The sequence below is a fragment of the Planococcus sp. SSTMD024 genome, assembly GCF_041320495.1.
GTDB lineage: Bacteria > Bacillota > Bacilli > Bacillales_A > Planococcaceae > Planococcus.
The window spans coordinates 1-17,640 of the sequence record NZ_JBGGNS010000004.1; the positions used below are offsets into that span (position 1 = coordinate 1).

The following is a 17,640-nucleotide window of genomic DNA, read 5'->3' on the forward strand; positions in this document are numbered from 1 at the left end:
CGCGCGCCAAGGCGCTCGTGACGTCTTTCGTTGACGTTTTGCTGTTCAGTTTTCAAGGTTCATGTTTGCTGTCGTTCCTGACGACTTTTATTATATTAAAGCATGTTTAAATATATGTCAACGCATTTACTAAACTTTTTTCAAAAGAACTTTCACCTTTATTTAAATCACTCCACAAGAGGGCCCAAACCCTATAGGTAAAGCGTTTCTGACGATTCACGAAAACGCGGTGCTAAACAAAAAATCCCGCTCCCTGCCCTAAAGGCAGAAAGCGGAACTTTTCTGAAAAATCATTTCTTGCTTTCAGCAGCCTGTGCTTTTCTGGCAGCCCGGCGCGCTTCAAGTTTCAACCGGTCTTCCTCAGACTTCTCGTTATACTTCGGCAAGACGAGAAGTTGGTAAGCGTTCACTGCAAGCAATGGGAACAACAACAAAGTCACCCAGCTGTCTACATTGCCCGCTCTTACCATTAAAGCCGGCAGCCATTCCAGTGTCGTGACGACAACCATGAAGAACAACGCTGAAATGAATGCTGATTTCGCGGTCCATTTCGCCTTGAAATAAGCTGTTGTGAGTGATACCGCCAACAGGATGAACAGGAGTGTTCCATAAAGGAATCCTTGCCCGCCCGTCTCGACGTTTGGCAGGAAACGGAACACAATCAAATCGAAGATGACGATGGCGATGATCAAGAGCTGTACCCAATTCCACAGCCGCAGCGAGCGGAACATATTATGGCCGAACTGGTGAATCGTCAAATAGGCAAAGAAGCCCATCTGCGCAATCAAGCTCATTGTGAGTCCAACGACGATCATCCATACAAAGCCAGCGATGAATTCTCCCCATTGCCCGTTTTGCGCAGCTTCGGCGAAGACATCGTTCCAGCGGATGAAAATGCCGAGCAAGCCAGTAATCCCTCCGCCTATTAGTAATGCAGTTAATGCAAATTTAACCCAATTTCGTATAGTCACGTATATTGCCTCCGTTAATTTGAAGTTCCTTTCGATTGTATCAACAAACCCCTCAATCTGCAGGAGGAGTTGTGAACAAACCTTGAAAGTCTTTTTCGCCTATATAAAAATCCGGAAACCGAAAGCCGGTTTCCGGATTATGTGTCTTACTGCTTGTTCTCTTTATTCGCAAATTGCTGGAGGACTTGGTTGGCAATTTCTCCATAAATCTTTCCGGTTGGGTGATCTTCTGCATAAACAGACGGTGCGAAATCTTCTTCGTTCCAATCTGGCTGGCCAAGTGGGATCTGGCCGAGCAGCGGCACTTGCAATTCTTCTGCAAGTTTTGGGCCGCCGCCTTTTCCGAAGACGTATTCTTTTTTGCCGGATGCTTGGCTTTCGAACCAAGACATGTTCTCGATGACACCGAGTACTTCGTGATCGGTCTGCAACGCCATCGCTCCTGCGCGGGCTGCAACGAATGCGGCTGTTGGATGCGGTGTTGTGACGACGATTTCCTTAGAGGCAGGTAGCATTTGGTGAATATCGAGTGCGACGTCGCCTGTACCTGGCGGCAAGTCCAATAGCAGATAGTCAAGATCGCCCCACTCCACGTCGCGGAAGAATTGATCCAAGACTTTCCCGAGCATCGGGCCACGCCAGACAACAGGCATATTGTCTTCGACGAAGAAGCCCATGGAAATGACTTTGACGCCGAAACGCTCGACAGGGATGATCGTATCGCCGCGAACAACCGGTGCTTTATCGATGCCCATCATGTCCGGCACACTGAAGCCGTAGATATCTGCATCGACGAGGCCGACTTTTTTGCCTGCACGCGCAAGCGCGATCGCCAAGTTAACGGAGACGGTCGATTTCCCGACGCCGCCTTTACCGCTGGCGATGGAAATGAATTCAACTTTGTTCAATGGCGACAATAAATCCTGCGCTTCAGACTCATTCGCGGTTCCGCGGAACTGTGCCAATGCTTCCGGCGGCAATTCCTCAAACCGGATGCCGACAGAATCAGCGCCGACTCCTTTGATGGCGTCCACGACTTTCATCTGAAGCTGCATTTGTTCCGGTGTGTTCGTTTTGGCAATCGCCAGTTTGACGCTGACGTATTTTTTCTCTTCTTTGATTTTTACCGACACGATGCCGTTGGTTTCCGAAAGGGTTCTATGTAAAAACGGATCTTCTAGAGCTCCGACTGCTTCTCGCACTTGTGTTTCACTTAACATTCCACTACACTCCTTATCACTTTTGCTACAGTCCAGTATAACATAGTGAAAGCGTTTTTAAATCCATTCCGGCTTTTCGCTGGACTGCCTCTTTCGGAGGGCTACTCTCTCGTCCCGAAGTCGAGCATATCCTGGCTGTCGAACTTGAAGCCCGGCCCGTAAGCAACTTCCCAGTGATAGCCGTCAGGGTCCTCGAAATAACCCGAATAGCCGCCCCAAAAGACATCAACTGGTTGTTTCACGATCACCGCTCCCGCTTTTTTGGCCAATTGCATGACTTGGTCCACTTCGTTGCGGGATTTGGCGTTATAGGCCAAGGTGATTCCTGAGAAGCCGGTTTTTACGGGCGGATTTTTTGCGTCGATGTCTTTTGCCAACTCCTCTAAAGGGTATAACTCCAATTTCGTGCCTGAAGTATTGAAGAAAATGATGCCCGGATTATCGCTTGTTTCATCCGTTTGGAAGCCCAGGTGATCCCGGTAGAACTTTACCGACCTTTCCATGTCCCGAACGCCCAGGCAGATCAAATTGATGCGGTTCATGCTATCCACTCCTTTTCACTTTGCTATAAAGTTCGCCAACACACAAAAAAGCACCTTCCGGAAAACCGGAAAGTGCTTTTGAAAGGTAAAATTAACGTTTTGAGAACTGAGGTGCGCGACGTGCCGCTTTAAGACCGTATTTTTTACGTTCTTTCATACGTGGGTCACGTGTTAGGAATCCAGCAGATTTAAGTGCTCCGCGGAATTCTGGGTCTACTGTAAGTAGAGCGCGTGCGATTCCGTGACGGATTGCGCCGGCTTGTCCAGTGAACCCGCCGCCTTTTACGTTAACCAATACATCGTAGCTACCAAGAGTTTCAGTAGTTACTAGTGGTTGTTTGATGATTTGCTCAAGCGTTTCGTATGGAACGTAGTCAGATACGTCACGGTTGTTGATTGTGATTGTACCATCTCCTGGTACCAAACGTACGCGAGCTGTTGAGTTTTTACGGCGACCTGTACCGATATATTGAACTTGTGCCAAAGGTGTATCCTCCTCTTATTTACTGATTATTATCCGCGAAGCGTGTAAGCTTCAGGCTGTTGTGCTTGGTGGTTGTGCTCTGGTCCAGCGTATACATGCAATTTCTTGAATGTTTGGCGGCCCAAAGAGTTCTTTGGAAGCATGCCTTTGATCGCTAGTTCAAGCATTTTTGTAGGGTATTTCGTGCGCATTTCAAGTGCTGTGCGCTGCTTAAGTCCGCCTGTGTATTGCGTGTGGCGGTAGTAGATTTTGTCGGTAAGTTTTTTACCAGTCAAGTGGATTTTGTCAGCATTGATGATGATGACGTGATCGCCAGTGTCGACGTTCGGTGTGAATGTTGGTTTGTATTTCCCGCGCAAGATTGAAGCGACTTCAGAAGCCAAACGTCCAAGAGTTTGCCCTTCTGCATCGACAACCAACCATTTACGCTCTACTTCGTGACCTTTAGCCATGAATGTTGTACGCATGTATATTGTCCTCCTAATGAATCGTCTCATTTTTTTAGAATTCAGTTCCAAGTGTTCCATGTTGGTTCCGTTGTTCCGTGTTTTCCTTATCCCTTAACACAAATAACCTTCCGGGGCATATCGTGGGGGTAATGAAAATACCATACATCATCATATAACGGATTGCGCTTTAAGTCAAGGATATTTAGAAAAACACCTGGAAAAGTTGCTTCACCCTCAGTAATGCACTTTTTCCAAGTACAAACCGTGTGCCGCCGCGGTTTTGCCGGCAGCGTCGCGATCACAGGCAGCGATGATTTCAGCCAATTGTTCCGGTTCTCTTCTATTCAATCCGACTTCCAGCAATGTGCCTGCAATGATGCGCACCATATTATAGAGAAAGCCGGACCCTTCGATGACCATATGCAATTCTTCGCCATGCTCTTCGAAATCAATTCGCCAGATCGTTCTTACTTTATCGACGACATTGGTATTTGCTGCACAGAAACTAGAAAAATCGTGCGTGCCGACAAACGCTTGCGCCGCTTTTTCCATGCGGGCCACATCGATTTGCTGCGGTACATGGACAAGGTGGTTGCGGCTGAACGGATTGATGAGTTTGCCGCGGTTCCACTTATAGCGGTAAACTTTCCCTTTTGCGTGGTAGCGGGCATGAAAATCCGGATCCGCTTGTTCAACATCAAAGACCTGGATGTCCTGGGGCAGGCGGACGTTGAGTGCACGCACCCAGGAATCTGTCGGCATGGAAAACGGGGTATCGAAATGGATCACTTGCCCGGTCGCATGCACACCCGAATCCGTCCTTCCGCTTGCCACCACTTCGACCGGTTCGCCTTTATGCAATTCTTTCAACGCGCGCAACAGCTCCAGTTGGACGGTACGGGTTTTCAGCTGAATTTGGTAGCCAGCGAATCCGCTGCCGTCATAGGCAATCGTCGCTTTCATTCGTTTCATGAGGTCTCTCCTTTTAATGCAGCTTTCATAATCAAGGCTCCAACGTATTACCGCATCTGTTGATCAACTACGGAAATACCAGAGCAGTCCGGCAAATCCAACGAGCAGCAATAGGCTCAGTGTATCGATAAAGCGCCAGTTGAGCTGGCGGTAGCGCGTCCGCCCTTCTCCCCCGCGGTAGCCCCTCACTTCCATGGCCGTCGCTAAATCTTCGGCCCGTTTAAAGGCACTGACAAACAACGGGATGAGTAGCGGCACGACCGCTTTAATGCGTTCTTTGATAGGGCCTGAGCCGATATCCGAGCCGCGTGCCATTTGCGCTTTCAAGATCTTTCCGGTTTCATCCATCAAGGTTGGAATGAACCGAAGTGAAATGGACATCATCAACGCCAGTTCGTGGACCGGCAGTTTGACGCGCTTGAACGGCCCAAGCAGCACCTCGATGCCATCCGTGATCGAAATTGGTGAAGTCGTCAAGGTCAGTATGCTCGTCATGAAGACCAAAACGAGGAAGCGGATCGAGATGAATATCCCTTGCCGCAGCCCCTCTTCATAGACGTCTACAAAACCGACACTGAAAAGCAATGCCCCGCCTTCAGTAAAGAATAAATGCAGGAAAAACGTAAAAGCCATTAAGATGAAGACAGGTTTTAAGCCGTTAATTAAGAAATACAGCCGAATTTTCGATAAAAACACCGAAAGCAAGGTGAATCCGAGTAAAATCGCATAGGTAATGACGTTATTCGCGATAAAAACGATTGCAATAAACAAAAAGACAAACAGGATCTTGGCTCTTGGGTCCAGCCGGTGGACAATCGAGTCTCCTGGAATAAAGCGCCCAAAAATCATTTTCTCCATCATTTCGGCTCACGCCCTTCCTGGAGCGCCTGCGCAATGGACCGCGCCAGCGCCTCTTCGGTCAGCGCAAGTTCATCGAGCGTCAAGCCGGTTTTCTCTTCAAACTCCCGCTGCATGCGCACGGTGCGCGGCGGTTCCAACCGGTAATCGCCGAGCTGTTCTTCATTGGCGAAGACTGCGCGCACATCGCCTGTCGCGACGCATTTGCCGCTATGCATAATGGCCACTGTATCCGCATAACGCGCCGCATCTTCCATGCTATGCGTCACGAGGACGGTCGTTAAGCCCTTTTCTTTATGCAGGCGGTAAAATAAATCCATGATTTCCCGGCGTCCGCGCGGGTCGAGTCCTGCTGTCGGTTCATCCAGCACCAGTACATCCGGCTCCATCGCCAAGACTCCCGCAATGGCGACGCGGCGCATTTGCCCGCCCGATAAGTCAAATGGCGATTTCTCAAGCACGTTATTCGGAAGCCCGAGCTGTTCGACCAAGGCGATGGCCCGTCTGCGTGCTTCTTCTTCCGGCACGCCGAAATTCAATGGGCCGAACATGATATCTTTCAAGACGGTTTCATCAAATAGCTGCTGTTCGGGGAACTGAAAGACGATGCCGACTTTTTTCCGCACATCGCGCAAGTTCTTTGCTTTTGTCCCCGCTTCAATTTTCCGTTCGCCGATCAATACGCTGCCTTCGGTCGGCTGCAATAAGGCATTTAAATGCTGCAGCACGGTCGATTTCCCCGAACCCGTATGCCCGATGATCGCTGTGTAAGAGCCGGAAGGTATGTGCAGCGTGACATCTGTCAGCGCCCGTTTTTCAAAAGGGGTATCTTTTGCGTAGCTGTAACCTACTTGCTTGAGTAATATGTCCATAATTCCTCCACCAGCTCATGTTCTGTCATAGATTCACCGGTCATTGGCACGCCTGCTTGTTTCAATAAGCCGGCCATCCGCATCGCAAACGGCAAGTCCAGCCCCATTTCCGTCAGTTCTTCGCCGGAAGAAAACACTTCATCGGGCGTGCCTTCCATTTGTTTGTGCCCGGCATTCATCACCAATACACGGTCAGCGAGCGCTGCCTCTTCCAGGTCATGGGTAATTGACAAGACGGTGAGGCCTGTCGCTTCCCGCAATTCGCGGATCGTCTCGATTACTTCCCGGCGGCCTTGCGGGTCGAGCATCGATGTGGCTTCATCTAAAATCAGGAGGCGCGGCCGCAAAGCCAGTGCCCCGGCAATCGCCACACGCTGCTTTTGCCCCCCGGATAGGTGATGCGGTTCATGGTCGAGGTAATCCGCCATCTTTACTTGCTGCAATGATTCACGGACACGCACGACCATTTCTTCGTGTGGGACGCCGTTGTTCTCGAGCGCGAACGCCACATCATCTTGCACCGTTGCCCCGACGAATTGATTGTCTGGATTCTGGAACACCATTCCCATCTGCGAGCGGATGTCCCACAAGCTTTCTTCAGACATTATCAGCCCCATCGCCTTGACTGTTCCTTGCTGCGGGAACAACAACCCGTTCATCAGTTTGGCGATCGTCGACTTGCCTGATCCGTTATGGCCGACAAGCGCCACCCATTCCCCTTCCCCAATCGAGAACGACAGATCCGAGACAGCCGGCTTGACCGATGCGTCTTCCGGCACGTATGTGAATGTCACTTGTTCAAATGACAAAATGCTTCCCTTCATGTGTTGAAGCCTCCTCTAAACTTTCTCTACTCTTCTCTTATGTGCTGTAAAACGGAACTTTTTAGCCACGCTTAACTTGCACTGCTCATATTCCCTTATATGGAATATCAACACTGAAAATTAATTCATCAATAAATAAAAAAAGCGCGCACCTCATTCAGAGTATGCGCTTTTCTGTCTCTATGGCTCCTGCGGGTGCTTAAGCCGCCGGTTGAATGAGGTGCGTAGAGCTAGACGAGACGCCGCCCGAAGGCTCGCTCATCATAACACTCAGCTTTTCATATTGTCGTATAAATCATGATGCTAAAAGAAGAGGGCTATGAACCCTCTTCAACTGATTAAACCAATTCAATAATTACGATTGGTGCGCCATCTCCGCGACGAGGCCCCATTTTCATGATGCGCGTGTAGCCGCCTTGACGGTCAGCGTAACGTGGTGCAACATCATCAAACAATTTTTGCAAAGCAAAGATTGTGTTTTCGTTGCCTTCTTCGTCAGTCGAAGTCACAAGTTCACGGCGAATGTATGCAGCAGCTTTACGGCGTGCGTGGATATCTCCGCGCTTACCAAGCGTGATCATTTTTTCTACAGTTGAACGGACTTCTTTTGCACGGGCTTCAGTTGTCTGAATGCGCTCGTGAACGATTAGGTCAGTCGTAAGGTCACGCAAAAGCGCTTTACGTTGAGAACTTGTACGTTGAAGTTTTCTCATTGAAGTTTCCCTCCTTTGTTGAATAGTTCAGAAAGAATCGGGCAATCAGTCTTCTTTACGAAGGCCAAGACCTAGATCTTCCAACTTCACTTTCACTTCTTCAAGTGATTTGCGTCCGAGGTTGCGAACTTTCATCATGTCGTCTTCCGACTTGTTGGCCAATTCGTGGACAGTGTTAATGCCGGCACGCTTCAGGCAGTTATAAGAACGAACCGAAAGATCAAGCTCTTCGATAGTCATCTCAAGCACTTTCTCTTTTTGGTCTTCTTCTTTTTCAACCATGATTTCAGCTGTTTGAGCCTCATCCGTCAATCCTACGAAGATGTTCAGATGTTCAGTGAAAATTTTCGCGCCAAGCGCAATTGCCTCTTTGGGACCGATGCTTCCATCTGTCCAGACATCGAGGGTTAATTTATCGAAATGAGCGAGTTGGCCCACACGGGTATTTTCCACTTGGAAATTGACGCGTGAAACTGGCGTGTAAATAGAGTCAATCGGGATAACGCCGATTGGAAGATCTTCACGTTTGTTCTGATCTGCACGGGCATATCCACGGCCGCGGTTTGCATACATGCGCATGCGCAAGTGGCCGTCTTTCGCGATTGTTGCAATATATAGATCCGGATTCAGAATTTCCACGTCACTATCGTGAGTGATATCTGCAGCCGTAACCGTTCCGTCACCTTTTACATCAATTTCAATGACTTTTTCTTCGTCAGAGTAAATTTTCAAAGCGAGCTTCTTGATGTTCAAAATGATAGAGGCTACATCTTCTTCTACACCTTCGACAGTGGAGAATTCATGCAAGACGCCATCAATTTGGATCGAAGTAACAGCTGCGCCAGGTAAAGATGAAAGTAAGATTCGACGTAAGGAGTTACCTAAAGTGGTACCATATCCACGCTCAAGGGGTTCAACAACAAATTTGCCGTATTTGGCATTGCTGTCGATCTCAACCGTTTCAATTTTTGGTTTTTCTATTTCGAGCATTCAGTTTACCCTCCTTCAAAACGTCGGTATTTTCGTTGCATAAGAATTCGATAGTCACAGACTTTCGCTACGATTCAGAACACATTTAGTAAGTCGTGATGTTCAAAAATCCTACTCAGACCAACGATTATACGCGACGGCGTTTTGGCGGGCGGCAGCCGTTGTGAGGAACTGGAGTTACGTCTCTAATTGCAGTAACTTCCAATCCAGCAGCTTGAAGCGCACGGATAGCAGCTTCGCGACCTGAACCAGGACCTTTAACAGTTACTTCCAAAGTTTTCAAACCATGTTCCATGGAAGTTTTTGCAGCAGTTTCAGCAGCCATTTGGGCAGCGAATGGAGTGGATTTACGTGAACCACGGAATCCTAGAGCACCAGCCGAAGACCATGATACTGCGTTACCTTGCATATCAGTGATCGTAACAATTGTGTTATTGAATGTTGAGCGGATGTGAGCAATACCGGATTCGATATTCTTTTTCACACGACGCTTACGAGTTTGTTGTTTACGTGCCATGTTAAGAAACAACCTCCTTTACTGATTATTTTTTCTTGTTAGCTACAGTTTTACGAGGACCTTTACGCGTACGCGCGTTGTTCTTCGTATTTTGACCACGAACCGGAAGACCGCGACGGTGGCGGATACCACGGAAGCTAGCGATTTCCATCAAACGTTTGATGTTCATGGAAACTTCACGGCGAAGGTCACCTTCGATTTTGTACTGATCCAATTGTTCACGGATATTGTTCAACTCGTCTTCTGTAAGATCGCGAACGCGAGTCTCTTCAGAAACACCAGCACCAGAAAGAACTTTCTGAGCAGTTGTTTTCCCAACACCGTAGATATAAGTCAATGAAATTACAACGCGTTTGTCGCGCGGAATGTCAACACCAGAAATACGTGCCATGTGTGCGATGCACCTCCTTCTTTATTAACCTTGTCTTTGTTTATGTTTCGGATTTTCACAGATTACCATTACTTTACCGTTTCTGCGAATAACTTTACATTTTTCGCAGATCGGTTTAACAGATGGTCTCACTTTCATCTAACCCAACCTCCTTAGTAGTCCGGAGTGCAAAAGATTATTTAAAACGGTATGTGATGCGACCGCGTGTTAAATCGTAAGGAGAAAGTTCCACTGTCACTTTATCTCCTGGCAGAATGCGGATGAAATGCATGCGAATCTTGCCTGATACGTGCGCAAGAATCGTATGGCCGTTTTCAAGCTCCACTTTAAACATCGCGTTAGGCAAAGTCTCAACGACTGTTCCTTCGATTTCAATTACATCGTCTTTCGCCATCGACCCAGTCTCCCTTCTGTATACAAATCAGGTACTCATCTTCAAACAGTATTTGCTGATTGAATAATTCTTATCCATTCACAAGGAATGCACGAGTGACATTTGAAAGACCTTCTCCGGGTTCCTCGCTCCACTTATGACAGCGGAGTTTGCGGGATCCGGTTGATCAGTCTGACCCACGTATCCTCGACTGCCCGGACTGCCTTGGATGAGTTCCAAACCCGTTACACAGATGCTTCCACGAAACCCATTATACTACCTCCGGTGCGGAATTGCACGGAGCAACGAGCCTCACCGGTTTCATATAATCAGGCCTTGTTTGCTTTTGCAGCTCACGAAAATTCATATCTCCGGTGCTCCTTAAAGCCACATGGAGGCAACTAACTGCGCCCGGCGCCGGGACTTAGCCTCGGTCGCCCTTTAGAAGAGCATCAATGTCAGCAAATACTTTATCAATGTCCTGCTGTCCATCTATATTGGTCAGCACGTTCTTTTCTTCATAGAAGTCGAGAAGTGGCTGAGTTTGTTGCATGTTAACTTCTAAACGCTTCGTGACGGTTTCAGGCTTGTCGTCTTCGCGTTGGTAGAGCTCTCCGCCATCTTTATCGCACACACCCGCAACAGCAGGTGGATTGAAGACAGTATGGTAAGCAGTTCCACAAACTTTGCAAATCCAACGGCCTGTTAAACGTGCAATCAATTCGTCTTGTTCAACTTGGATGTTTACGACATGCTCGATTCGTTTGCCAAGATCAGCCAGAAGAGATTCCAGCGCCTCAGCTTGAGGGACTGTGCGTGGAAAGCCGTCCAATAGGAAGCCTTTCTCACAATCCGCCTGGCTGAGTCGCTCTCGGACGATACCGATCGTCACTTCGTCAGGCACCAAGGCACCTTGATCCATGAACGACTTTGCTTCCAGGCCCAGTGCCGTGCCGCCTTTGATAGCTGCGCGGAACATATCGCCTGTCGAAATATGAGGGATGTCGTACTTCTTGACAATTTCGTCTGCTTGCGTGCCTTTGCCGGCACCTGGTAGACCCATCAACACAATATTCATACGTTTTGCCCCCTCAGACAAGTGGATAAGGAACGTTTTCACGTTCCTCTCCATTGATTATTTCATAAAGCCTTTGTAATGACGTTTCACAAGCTGCGATTCCAATTGCTTCATCGTCTCCAGGGCTACCCCGACGACAATCAGCAAACTGGTGCCGCCAATCTGTGCAGATTGAGGCAGGTTTGCGACATTGATGAAGAAAATCGGCAGAACCGAAATGACTGACAGGAAGATAGCTCCAACAAAAGTCAAACGGTAAAGCACACTTGTTAAATAATCTTGCGTATTTTTACCCGGACGGATTCCCGGAATGTATGCACCTTGCTTTTTCAAGTTGTCCGCCACGTTTTCAGGATTGACCTGAATGAATGCATAGAAATACGTGAATGCAATGATCAAGGCGACATAAATGATCATGCCGACAGGACGCGTGTAATCAAACGTATTCTGGATTGCCTCCGTAAACGCGTTGGCACCAAAGAAAGAAGCGATAGTTTGCGGCGTAATGATGAACGCCACTGCAAAGATTACCGGGATAACTCCGGCCGCGTTTACTTTCAAAGGTAAATGCGTTTGCTGCCCATTTGAGCTCTGGCCACGGCCAGCGACACGTTTGGCATACTGGATCGGGATTTTACGCAACGCTTGTTGAACGTAAATGACCAATACAGTAATTGCAACAACTGCGAGTGCGAGCAATGCCATGATGGCAATATTGATCGGCAGCTGATCGCCAGCTCCCTGGATCTGCTGCGCATAAAGTTGGTTAATTGCTCCTGGTACTGCAGCGACAATCCCTGCGAAGATGATAATCGAAATACCGTTCCCCACGCCTTTTGCCGTGATCTGCTCACCAAGCCACAATAGAAATGCTGTTCCTGCTGTCAGTACGATGGCGATTACCACATATGTCGCAATCGAGTCGTCTTGGATCAATGTACCTCCGTACATTTGGTTGAATCCATAAGACATGCCGATCGCCTGGATAAAGGCAAGAACGATTGTAAAGTAACGAGTGAATTGAGCAAGTTTCCGTCTTCCGACTTCGCCTTGTTTCGCCCACTCAGCAAATTTCGGCACAACATCCATTTGCAGAAGCTGCACGATGATCGATGCTGTGATGTAAGGCATGATTCCCATCGCCAAAATCGAGAAGTTGGCCAGGGCGCCTCCGCCGAAAGTATTCAAGAAACCGATCAGACCCATCTGATCCGTAGCTTGGAGTACTGACGCATCAACGTTCGGCACCGGAACGAATGTCCCGATACGGAAGATGATGAGCATTGCTAAAGTAAAGAAAATTTTATTTCGAATATCAGATACGCGCATAAGATTAGAGATTGTCTGAAACATTAAAGCACCTCGGTTTGACCGCCGGCAGCTTCAATAGCTTCTTTAGCTGATGCAGAGAATTTGTGGGCTTGTACAGACAATTTCTTGTCCAAGCTTCCGTTACCAAGGATCTTGATACCAGAACGCTCCTTGCTCACAACACCTGTTTCGATCAACAATGCAGGTGTAATTTCTGTGCCTTCTTCGAAACGGTTCAACACGTCAAGGTTTACAACAGAGTAGTCTTTACGGTTGATGTTCGTGAATCCACGCTTCGGCAAACGACGGAACAATGGGTTTTGACCACCCTCGAATCCTGGACGGACACCGCCGCCTGAACGGGCTTTTTGACCTTTGTGACCTTTACCGGCAGTTTTACCAGTACCTGAACCGATTCCGCGTCCGATACGCTTGCGTGAGCTGCGTGAACCTTCTGCTGGTTTTAATTCGTGAAGTTTCATGTGGTTGGCACCTCCTTCTATAGAAATCAGGGATTAAACTTCTTTAATAGTTACTAAGTGAGCGACTTTATCAAGCATTCCGCGAACTGCCGCGTTGTCTTGGTGCTCAACTGTTTGATGCATTTTGCGCAGGCCTAGTGACTGGACTGTTTTGCGTTGTGTCGGCTTTGAACCGATCACGGATTTAGTGAGGGTAATTTCTAGTTTAGTAGCCATGTAATTTCCCTCCCTTATTGGAATAACTCTTCTGTAGTTTTGCCGCGAAGTTTTGCAACTTCATCAGCGCTCTTCAGTTGAGTCAAACCGTTGATAGTAGCACGGACCATGTTGATCGGTGTGTTAGAACCAAGAGATTTAGACAAGATGTCTTGTACTCCTGCAAGCTCTAATACCGCACGAACAGGACCACCAGCAATAACACCAGTACCTGGTGAAGCAGGTTTGATAAGAATCGAGCCGGCACCGAAGCGCCCGGTCACTAGATGTGGAGTAGTACCTTTAACCATAGGTACTTCGATTAAGTTCTTCTTCGCATCTTCAATAGCTTTACGGATTGCTTCTGGAACTTCTTGTGCTTTCCCAGTACCAAAACCGACTTTACCATTTTTGTCGCCTACAACAACCAATGCGGAGAAACGGAAACGACGTCCACCTTTTACAACTTTCGCTACGCGGTTAATCGTAACTACGCGTTCTTCAAGTTCAAGTTTGTTTGGATCAATACGACGCATTATATGTGTCCCTCCTTCTTTTAGAATTCTAAGCCGTTTTCACGTGCGGATTCAGCCAAAGCTTTCACACGGCCATGATATAGATAACCACCGCGGTCAAAAACAACTGATTTCAAGCCGTTTTCCACTGCGCGTTTTGCAATCGTTTCGCCGACTTGAGCAGCCGCTTCGACGTTGCCTTTTGTTTCAAGAGAAAAATCTTTATCTGCAGATGATGCGCTAGCAAGCGTTACGCCGTTTACATCGTCGATCAATTGAGCGTAGATGTATTTGTTTGAACGGAAAACGTTCAAGCGCGGACGTTCAGCTGTTCCCGTGATTTTAGAACGTACGCGAGCGTGACGTTTTTTACGGGATGCGTTTTTATCGAGTTTCGTAATCACTGAGGTCACTCCTTTCAGCCTGCCTAAGCAGCATTATTTACCTGTTTTACCTTCTTTGCGGCGAACTTTTTCGTCTTCGTAACGGATCCCTTTGCCTTTATACGGCTCTGGCGGGCGAGTAGCACGGATGTTTGAAGCAAGTGCTCCGACCATCTCTTTGTTGATTCCTTTAACGACGACTTTCGTGTTGCCTTGTACTTCGATTTCGATTCCTTCTTCCGGAGTGAATTCCACCGGATGAGAGTATCCAACGTTCAAGACCAATTTCTTGCCTTGGAGCTGGGCACGGTAACCTACACCGACTAGTTCAAGTGAGCGGGAGAAGCCTTCAGATACTCCAGTAACCATGTTCGCGAGCAATGCACGGGTTGTGCCGTGGATTGTGCGGTGGTCTTTGGAATCTGATGGGCGTGACAATGTCAAAACATTGTCTTCCTGCGTGATTGTGATATCTGAGTTAAACGAGCGAGTAAGCTCGCCTTTAGGCCCTTTTACAGTTACGTTGTTGTCGTTTCCGACAGTAACGGTAACGTTAGCAGGAACCTCGATTGGTTTTTTACCTACACGTGACATTCTGTTGCACCTCCATTCGTTTGTTGCTTCTTACCAAACGTAAGCTATGATTTCGCCGCCGATTTTTTTCGCGCGGGCTTCTTTATCAGTTACCAAACCTTGTGATGTCGATACTAGAGCGATTCCAAGACCGTTTAGTACACGAGGCACCTCGTCAGTTTTAGCGTATACACGTAGTCCTGGTTTTGAAATGCGTTTCAAGCCAGTGATGACGCGTTCGTTGTTGGCACCGTATTTAAGGAAAATGCGGATCATGCCTTGTTTATCATCTTCAACATATTCTACGTCACGTACGAAACCTTCGCGCTTCAGGATTTCAGCGATGTCTTTTTTCACGTTGGAAGCCGGAAGCTCCAATTTCTCGTGACGAACCATGTTTGCATTACGAATGCGTGTCAGCATATCTGCAATCGGATCTGTCATTGTCATTACATTTACCTCCTTCCCAATTTAGGGGATTACCAGCTGGCTTTTTTGACGCCAGGAATTTGTCCCACATATGCAAGTTCACGGAAACAAATACGGCAAAGTTTGAATTTGCGCAGTACTGAATGCGGACGTCCGCATCGTTCACAGCGAGTGTACTCTTGTACTTTATACTTTGGCGTGCGTTTTTGTTTAGCAATCATTGATTTTTTAGCCACGTTTACGCCTCCCTCATCTTTACTTTTGGAACGGCATACCGAATTGTGTCAATAACTCACGAGCTTCTTCATCAGAGTTCGCAGTTGTCACAATTACGATATCCATACCGCGTACTTTAGAAACTTTATCATAATCGATTTCAGGGAAGATCAATTGTTCTTTCACACCAAGTGTGTAGTTGCCGCGTCCGTCGAAAGATTTTTTCGATACGCCGCGGAAGTCACGTACACGTGGTAGTGAGATCGCAATCAATTTGTCCAGGAAGTCATACATACGCTCACCGCGTAGTGTAACTTTACATCCGATTGGCATGCCTTCACGAAGACGGAAGCCAGCGATAGATTTCTTAGCTTTTGTGATGACTGGCTTTTGACCAGTGATCGTCTGCAATTCTTCAACAGCAGAATCAAGTGATTTTGTGTTCTGTACAGCTTCACCGACACCCATGTTGATAACGATCTTGTCAACTTTTGGTGCCTGCATTACTGATGAATATTCAAACTTGCTCACTAGAGCAGGTGTGATTTCGTTCACATATTTTTCTTGTAGGCGGTTCATGTTTGTACCTCCCCTCATTCAGGAATTTTATTTATCTAATTTTTCACCGGATTTTTTTGCAACACGAACTTTTTTGCCGTCTTCCATTTTGTATCCTACGCGAGTCGGCTCGCCGGATTTAGGGTCAACTACCATCACGTTGGAAACGTGGATCGCAGCTTCTTGGCTGACAATTCCGCCTTGCGGGCTTGCCTGGTTCGGTTTTGTATGCTTTTTGACGATGTTAACACCTTCAACGAGCACACGGTCTTTCTTAGGTAGAGCAGTCAAAACAACTCCTGTTTTGCCTTTGTCTTTCCCAGAGATGACCTTAACTGTATCGCCTTTTTTTACATGCATTCTGTCGCACCTCCTTGGTATCGCACGTTGGATGTTTTATAGAACTTCAGGAGCAAGTGAAACGATCTTCATGAAGTTGTTGTCACGAAGTTCACGTGCAACTGGTCCGAAGATACGTGTTCCGCGTGGACCTTTATCGTCGCGGATAATCACACATGCATTTTCATCAAATTTGATGTAAGTACCGTCTTTACGGCGAGCTCCGCTTTTCGTGCGAACGATGACAGCCTTAACGACTTCACCTTTCTTAACAACGCCACCTGGTGTTGCTTTTTTCACGGTACAAACGATTACGTCACCGATGTTTGCTGTCTTGCGACCAGAACCACCAAGCACTTTAATCGTAAGTACTTCACGAGCACCCGAGTTGTCTGCAACTTTTAAACGACTTTCCTGTTGGATCACTTAGGTAACCTCCCTCCGGAACTTTTAGGATTCCGAACTTATTTAAATTAGATGATGACAGCTTTTTCGACGACTTCCACTAAACGGAAACGTTTTGTAGCTGATAGTGGACGAGTTTCCATGATGCGAACGATGTCGCCCATTTTCGCTTCGTTGTTCTCATCATGAGTCTTGAATTTCTTAGAGTATTTTACACGTTTGCCATAAAGCGCGTGCTTTTTTTGAGTTTCAACCATTACTGTGATGGTTTTATCCATTTTGTCAGACACGACGCGGCCTGTGTATACTTTGCGTTGGTTACGCTCAGACATACTTGCAACCTCCTCTCGAATTATCAGTTGTTGCCACTGAGTTCTCTTTCATGAATCACAGTTTTCATACGGGCAATCGCTTTACGTACTTCGCGGATGCGAGCCGTGTTTTCTAATTGACCAGTAGCCAATTGGAAGCGAAGGTTGAAAAGCTCTTCTTTCAGTGATTTCACTTTTTGTTCGATTTCAGCAGTGGTTAGGTCACGGATTTCATTAGCTTTCATTCGATTCACCACCAATTTCTTCGCGTTTTACGAATTTCGTTTTCACTGGCAGTTTGTGAGAGGCAAGACGCAATGCTTCGCGTGCAACTTCTTCAGATACTCCAGCGATTTCGAACATAATTTTACCGGTTTTTACAACCGCTACCCAGCCTTCAGGTGAACCTTTACCGGAACCCATCCGTACTTCAAGAGGCTTTTTCGTGTATGGCTTGTGAGGGAAAATCTTGATCCAGACTTTACCGCCACGTTTCATGTAACGTGTCATAGCGATACGGGCAGATTCGATTTGGCGGTTAGTGATCCATGAAGACTCAAGAGCCTGCAGGCCATATTCGCCGAATGCGACTTCTTTGCCGCCTTTCGCTTCTCCGCGCATCTTGCCACGGTGTTCACGACGATATTTTACGCGTTTTGGCAATAACAT

At 47.3% G+C, this 17,640-nt stretch carries 30 protein-coding genes; all 30 read right to left on the reverse strand.

The window, feature by feature from the left end:
• Positions 1–290: 290 nt before the first annotated feature.
• On the reverse strand, positions 291–971 hold the full coding sequence (locus AB9R92_RS00305; protein ID WP_370667598.1) for a KinB-signaling pathway activation protein: 681 nt from the start codon (positions 969–971) through the stop codon (positions 291–293).
• A 146-nt stretch (positions 972–1,117) separates the two neighbouring features.
• Positions 1,118–2,191: an Mrp/NBP35 family ATP-binding protein gene (locus tag AB9R92_RS00310; RefSeq protein WP_370667599.1), complete on the reverse strand. Its 1,074-nt coding sequence runs from the start codon at positions 2,189–2,191 to the stop codon at positions 1,118–1,120.
• A 101-nt stretch (positions 2,192–2,292) separates the two neighbouring features.
• Entirely contained in the window at positions 2,293–2,733 is a 441-nt protein-coding gene (locus AB9R92_RS00315; protein ID WP_370667600.1) for a VOC family protein, read from the reverse strand.
• A 91-nt stretch (positions 2,734–2,824) separates the two neighbouring features.
• Entirely contained in the window at positions 2,825–3,217 is a 393-nt protein-coding gene (rpsI, locus tag AB9R92_RS00320) for a 30S ribosomal protein S9 (RefSeq protein ID WP_058382135.1), read from the reverse strand.
• Between the two features lie 29 nt (positions 3,218–3,246).
• Positions 3,247–3,684: a 50S ribosomal protein L13 gene (gene rplM / locus AB9R92_RS00325; RefSeq protein WP_058382136.1), complete on the reverse strand. Its 438-nt coding sequence runs from the start codon at positions 3,682–3,684 to the stop codon at positions 3,247–3,249.
• Positions 3,685–3,900: 216 nt separating this feature from the next.
• Positions 3,901–4,638, reverse strand: a complete 738-nt coding sequence (truA, locus tag AB9R92_RS00330; protein ID WP_370667601.1) for a tRNA pseudouridine(38-40) synthase TruA — start codon at positions 4,636–4,638, stop codon at positions 3,901–3,903.
• Between the two features lie 63 nt (positions 4,639–4,701).
• A complete protein-coding gene (locus tag AB9R92_RS00335; protein ID WP_370667602.1) occupies positions 4,702–5,499 on the reverse strand; it encodes an energy-coupling factor transporter transmembrane component T family protein in 798 nt (265 codons plus the stop codon).
• Positions 5,496–6,368 carry an energy-coupling factor ABC transporter ATP-binding protein gene (locus AB9R92_RS00340; RefSeq protein ID WP_370667603.1) on the reverse strand — a complete coding sequence of 291 codons (873 nt, stop codon included), beginning with the start codon at positions 6,366–6,368 and terminating at the stop codon, positions 5,496–5,498. The genes AB9R92_RS00335 and AB9R92_RS00340 overlap by 4 nt, the downstream gene beginning before the upstream one ends.
• A complete protein-coding gene (locus AB9R92_RS00345) occupies positions 6,344–7,192 on the reverse strand; it encodes an energy-coupling factor ABC transporter ATP-binding protein (RefSeq protein ID WP_370667604.1) in 849 nt (282 codons plus the stop codon). Before AB9R92_RS00345 ends, AB9R92_RS00340 begins: the two co-directional genes overlap by 25 nt.
• A gap of 338 nt (positions 7,193–7,530) precedes the next feature.
• Entirely contained in the window at positions 7,531–7,905 is a 375-nt protein-coding gene (gene rplQ / locus AB9R92_RS00350; RefSeq protein WP_058382141.1) for a 50S ribosomal protein L17, read from the reverse strand.
• 45 nt (positions 7,906–7,950) lie between these two features.
• Positions 7,951–8,895, reverse strand: a complete 945-nt coding sequence (locus AB9R92_RS00355; protein ID WP_058382142.1) for a DNA-directed RNA polymerase subunit alpha — start codon at positions 8,893–8,895, stop codon at positions 7,951–7,953.
• 127 nt (positions 8,896–9,022) lie between these two features.
• Positions 9,023–9,412: a 30S ribosomal protein S11 gene (rpsK, locus tag AB9R92_RS00360; RefSeq protein WP_058382143.1), complete on the reverse strand. Its 390-nt coding sequence runs from the start codon at positions 9,410–9,412 to the stop codon at positions 9,023–9,025.
• A 25-nt stretch (positions 9,413–9,437) separates the two neighbouring features.
• Complete coding sequence (rpsM, locus tag AB9R92_RS00365) at positions 9,438–9,803, reverse strand: 30S ribosomal protein S13 (protein ID WP_058382144.1); 366 nt, start codon at positions 9,801–9,803, stop codon at positions 9,438–9,440.
• Between the two features lie 24 nt (positions 9,804–9,827).
• Positions 9,828–9,941, reverse strand: a complete 114-nt coding sequence (gene rpmJ, locus AB9R92_RS00370; RefSeq protein WP_006828951.1) for a 50S ribosomal protein L36 — start codon at positions 9,939–9,941, stop codon at positions 9,828–9,830.
• A gap of 37 nt (positions 9,942–9,978) precedes the next feature.
• Positions 9,979–10,197: a translation initiation factor IF-1 gene (infA, locus tag AB9R92_RS00375; RefSeq protein WP_006828950.1), complete on the reverse strand. Its 219-nt coding sequence runs from the start codon at positions 10,195–10,197 to the stop codon at positions 9,979–9,981.
• 403 nt (positions 10,198–10,600) lie between these two features.
• Positions 10,601–11,254 carry an adenylate kinase gene (locus AB9R92_RS00380; RefSeq protein ID WP_370667605.1) on the reverse strand — a complete coding sequence of 218 codons (654 nt, stop codon included), beginning with the start codon at positions 11,252–11,254 and terminating at the stop codon, positions 10,601–10,603.
• Positions 11,255–11,311: 57 nt separating this feature from the next.
• Positions 11,312–12,607 (reverse strand): preprotein translocase subunit SecY, encoded by a 1,296-nt coding sequence (gene secY, locus AB9R92_RS00385; RefSeq protein ID WP_370667606.1) that lies wholly within the window; start codon positions 12,605–12,607, stop codon positions 11,312–11,314.
• Positions 12,607–13,047, reverse strand: a complete 441-nt coding sequence (rplO, locus tag AB9R92_RS00390; RefSeq protein ID WP_370667607.1) for a 50S ribosomal protein L15 — start codon at positions 13,045–13,047, stop codon at positions 12,607–12,609. The genes secY and rplO overlap by 1 nt, the downstream gene beginning before the upstream one ends.
• Before the next feature lie 33 nt (positions 13,048–13,080).
• Positions 13,081–13,263, reverse strand: coding sequence for a 50S ribosomal protein L30 (gene rpmD / locus AB9R92_RS00395; protein ID WP_058382148.1), 183 nt, complete (start codon positions 13,261–13,263; stop codon positions 13,081–13,083).
• Positions 13,264–13,277: 14 nt separating this feature from the next.
• Positions 13,278–13,778 carry a 30S ribosomal protein S5 gene (gene rpsE, locus AB9R92_RS00400; RefSeq protein WP_058382149.1) on the reverse strand — a complete coding sequence of 167 codons (501 nt, stop codon included), beginning with the start codon at positions 13,776–13,778 and terminating at the stop codon, positions 13,278–13,280.
• 20 nt (positions 13,779–13,798) lie between these two features.
• The gene (gene rplR / locus AB9R92_RS00405; protein ID WP_058382150.1) at positions 13,799–14,161 is read right to left on the reverse strand and encodes a 50S ribosomal protein L18; all 363 of its coding nucleotides are present in this window, start codon (positions 14,159–14,161) and stop codon (positions 13,799–13,801) included.
• A gap of 33 nt (positions 14,162–14,194) precedes the next feature.
• Positions 14,195–14,734 carry a 50S ribosomal protein L6 gene (gene rplF, locus AB9R92_RS00410; protein WP_370667608.1) on the reverse strand — a complete coding sequence of 180 codons (540 nt, stop codon included), beginning with the start codon at positions 14,732–14,734 and terminating at the stop codon, positions 14,195–14,197.
• Between the two features lie 30 nt (positions 14,735–14,764).
• Positions 14,765–15,163 carry a 30S ribosomal protein S8 gene (gene rpsH / locus AB9R92_RS00415; protein WP_068459709.1) on the reverse strand — a complete coding sequence of 133 codons (399 nt, stop codon included), beginning with the start codon at positions 15,161–15,163 and terminating at the stop codon, positions 14,765–14,767.
• Positions 15,164–15,192: 29 nt separating this feature from the next.
• On the reverse strand, positions 15,193–15,378 hold the full coding sequence (locus AB9R92_RS00420; protein ID WP_068489164.1) for a type Z 30S ribosomal protein S14: 186 nt from the start codon (positions 15,376–15,378) through the stop codon (positions 15,193–15,195).
• A 19-nt stretch (positions 15,379–15,397) separates the two neighbouring features.
• The gene (gene rplE, locus AB9R92_RS00425; protein WP_058382153.1) at positions 15,398–15,937 is read right to left on the reverse strand and encodes a 50S ribosomal protein L5; all 540 of its coding nucleotides are present in this window, start codon (positions 15,935–15,937) and stop codon (positions 15,398–15,400) included.
• Between the two features lie 27 nt (positions 15,938–15,964).
• On the reverse strand, positions 15,965–16,276 hold the full coding sequence (gene rplX, locus AB9R92_RS00430) for a 50S ribosomal protein L24 (RefSeq protein WP_058382154.1): 312 nt from the start codon (positions 16,274–16,276) through the stop codon (positions 15,965–15,967).
• A gap of 36 nt (positions 16,277–16,312) precedes the next feature.
• The gene (rplN, locus tag AB9R92_RS00435; RefSeq protein ID WP_033542790.1) at positions 16,313–16,681 is read right to left on the reverse strand and encodes a 50S ribosomal protein L14; all 369 of its coding nucleotides are present in this window, start codon (positions 16,679–16,681) and stop codon (positions 16,313–16,315) included.
• A gap of 47 nt (positions 16,682–16,728) precedes the next feature.
• Positions 16,729–16,992, reverse strand: a complete 264-nt coding sequence (gene rpsQ / locus AB9R92_RS00440; protein ID WP_058382155.1) for a 30S ribosomal protein S17 — start codon at positions 16,990–16,992, stop codon at positions 16,729–16,731.
• A 23-nt stretch (positions 16,993–17,015) separates the two neighbouring features.
• Positions 17,016–17,216 (reverse strand): 50S ribosomal protein L29, encoded by a 201-nt coding sequence (rpmC, locus tag AB9R92_RS00445; RefSeq protein WP_058382156.1) that lies wholly within the window; start codon positions 17,214–17,216, stop codon positions 17,016–17,018.
• Positions 17,206–17,640, reverse strand: coding sequence for a 50S ribosomal protein L16 (rplP, locus tag AB9R92_RS00450; RefSeq protein WP_058382157.1), 435 nt, complete (start codon positions 17,638–17,640; stop codon positions 17,206–17,208). Before rplP ends, rpmC begins: the two co-directional genes overlap by 11 nt.

Coding starts and splice junctions, on each gene's coding strand:
- AB9R92_RS00310 (WP_370667599.1), bottom strand. CDS start 2,191: ATGTTAAGTGAAACACAAGTGCGAGAAGCAGTCGGAGCTCTAGAAGAT.
- AB9R92_RS00315 (WP_370667600.1), bottom strand. CDS start 2,733: ATGAACCGCATCAATTTGATCTGCCTGGGCGTTCGGGACATGGAAAGG.
- rplM (WP_058382136.1), bottom strand. CDS start 3,684: ATGCGTACAACATTCATGGCTAAAGGTCACGAAGTAGAGCGTAAATGG.
- truA (WP_370667601.1), bottom strand. CDS start 4,638: ATGAAACGAATGAAAGCGACGATTGCCTATGACGGCAGCGGATTCGCT.
- AB9R92_RS00335 (WP_370667602.1), bottom strand. CDS start 5,499: ATGATGGAGAAAATGATTTTTGGGCGCTTTATTCCAGGAGACTCGATT.
- AB9R92_RS00340 (WP_370667603.1), bottom strand. CDS start 6,368: ATGGACATATTACTCAAGCAAGTAGGTTACAGCTACGCAAAAGATACC.
- AB9R92_RS00345 (WP_370667604.1), bottom strand. CDS start 7,192: ATGAAGGGAAGCATTTTGTCATTTGAACAAGTGACATTCACATACGTG.
- rplQ (WP_058382141.1), bottom strand. CDS start 7,905: ATGAGAAAACTTCAACGTACAAGTTCTCAACGTAAAGCGCTTTTGCGT.
- AB9R92_RS00355 (WP_058382142.1), bottom strand. CDS start 8,895: ATGCTCGAAATAGAAAAACCAAAAATTGAAACGGTTGAGATCGACAGC.
- rpsK (WP_058382143.1), bottom strand. CDS start 9,412: ATGGCACGTAAACAACAAACTCGTAAGCGTCGTGTGAAAAAGAATATC.
- rpsM (WP_058382144.1), bottom strand. CDS start 9,803: ATGGCACGTATTTCTGGTGTTGACATTCCGCGCGACAAACGCGTTGTA.
- rpmJ (WP_006828951.1), bottom strand. CDS start 9,941: ATGAAAGTGAGACCATCTGTTAAACCGATCTGCGAAAAATGTAAAGTT.
- infA (WP_006828950.1), bottom strand. CDS start 10,197: ATGGCGAAAGACGATGTAATTGAAATCGAAGGAACAGTCGTTGAGACT.
- AB9R92_RS00380 (WP_370667605.1), bottom strand. CDS start 11,254: ATGAATATTGTGTTGATGGGTCTACCAGGTGCCGGCAAAGGCACGCAA.
- secY (WP_370667606.1), bottom strand. CDS start 12,607: ATGTTTCAGACAATCTCTAATCTTATGCGCGTATCTGATATTCGAAAT.
- rplO (WP_370667607.1), bottom strand. CDS start 13,047: ATGAAACTTCACGAATTAAAACCAGCAGAAGGTTCACGCAGCTCACGC.
- rpmD (WP_058382148.1), bottom strand. CDS start 13,263: ATGGCTACTAAACTAGAAATTACCCTCACTAAATCCGTGATCGGTTCA.
- rpsE (WP_058382149.1), bottom strand. CDS start 13,778: ATGCGTCGTATTGATCCAAACAAACTTGAACTTGAAGAACGCGTAGTT.
- rplF (WP_370667608.1), bottom strand. CDS start 14,734: ATGTCACGTGTAGGTAAAAAACCAATCGAGGTTCCTGCTAACGTTACC.
- rpsH (WP_068459709.1), bottom strand. CDS start 15,163: ATGACAATGACAGATCCGATTGCAGATATGCTGACACGCATTCGTAAT.
- rplE (WP_058382153.1), bottom strand. CDS start 15,937: ATGAACCGCCTACAAGAAAAATATGTGAACGAAATCACACCTGCTCTA.
- rplX (WP_058382154.1), bottom strand. CDS start 16,276: ATGCATGTAAAAAAAGGCGATACAGTTAAGGTCATCTCTGGGAAAGAC.
- rpsQ (WP_058382155.1), bottom strand. CDS start 16,992: ATGTCTGAGCGTAACCAACGCAAAGTATACACAGGCCGCGTCGTGTCT.
- rpmC (WP_058382156.1), bottom strand. CDS start 17,216: ATGAAAGCTAATGAAATCCGTGACCTAACCACTGCTGAAATCGAACAA.
- rplP (WP_058382157.1), bottom strand. CDS start 17,640: ATGTTATTGCCAAAACGCGTAAAATATCGTCGTGAACACCGTGGCAAG.